This is a genomic window from Geitlerinema sp. PCC 9228, assembly GCF_001870905.1.
In the GTDB taxonomy this organism is placed as follows: Bacteria; Cyanobacteriota; Cyanobacteriia; order Cyanobacteriales; family PCC-9228; genus PCC-9228.
Genome location: NZ_LNDC01000214.1, coordinates 1 through 740 on the forward strand (window position 1 = coordinate 1; position 740 = coordinate 740).

The 740-nt window shown below is 50.1% G+C and carries 1 protein-coding gene; it reads left to right on the forward strand.

Features of this window, described 5'->3' with window-relative positions:
- Nucleotides 1–220: 220 nt before the first annotated feature.
- The gene (locus tag AS151_RS20355; protein WP_244533095.1) at nucleotides 221–700 is read left to right on the forward strand and encodes a hypothetical protein; all 480 of its coding nucleotides are present in this window, start codon (nucleotides 221–223) and stop codon (nucleotides 698–700) included.
- The last annotated feature ends 40 nt before the right edge of the window (nucleotides 701–740 follow it).

Here is a 740-nt window from a genome sequence, read left to right on the forward strand (position 1 = left end):
CCGATATTGCTAAACCACAAACATAACCCCAACCGTCTCCCTTACCAATGCGGACAACAGGGGGTTCTTCCCCGCTGGCATTATCGGGTCTTGCCAGTACGGATTGGGTATCGCAAACCCATCGGAGAACCATCCCAGAAAAATTTCCCCACCCCACTGCATAAATTTTGCCCAAACCACCGTTAGAAAAATAGCAAACCAAAAACAAGGAGTTCCCCCCATGGCAACCAACCTCCAACAAATCGCCAGCTTCCTAGACAATCGCGACTGGCGCTATCACCTGGAACCCCAGGAAAATCGCATTATCACCGCCGTGAACTCAGAAACCGTCGATAAATTCGTCATTGTTATCCAACTCCAAGAGGATGGCAAGTATCTATCCTTATTTATCCCCCAACTGTTATCAATCAAAGACCACGTCTACAAAGGCGTAGCCTTCCAAACCATGCTAGCCATCGCCTGGGAAGTGAAACTTTTGCGGTGGCAATACAACCCCAGCGACGGCGAAGTGAGAACCAGCGTCAATCTTCCCTTAGAAGATGCGCCCCTGACTGAAAAGCAATTCAACCGCCTTCTGTCTGACTTAATTCGTCTCACCGAACGAGGGATGGAACGGTTGCAACAAGTGTTAGCCACCGGAAACGACCCAGAACTGCAATCAAGTAAAACTTTCGGTAGCTTGGAATCCCCGTCGCTTTAGCGCGGGGAGGAAAAGCGCCTCGTGGGGCTTTAGCCCCATT

Bases quoted from the DNA above. Each gene is read 5' to 3' on its own strand.
- AS151_RS20355 (WP_244533095.1), top strand. From the start codon at position 221: ATGGCAACCAACCTCCAACAAATCGCCAGCTTCCTAGACAATCGCGAC.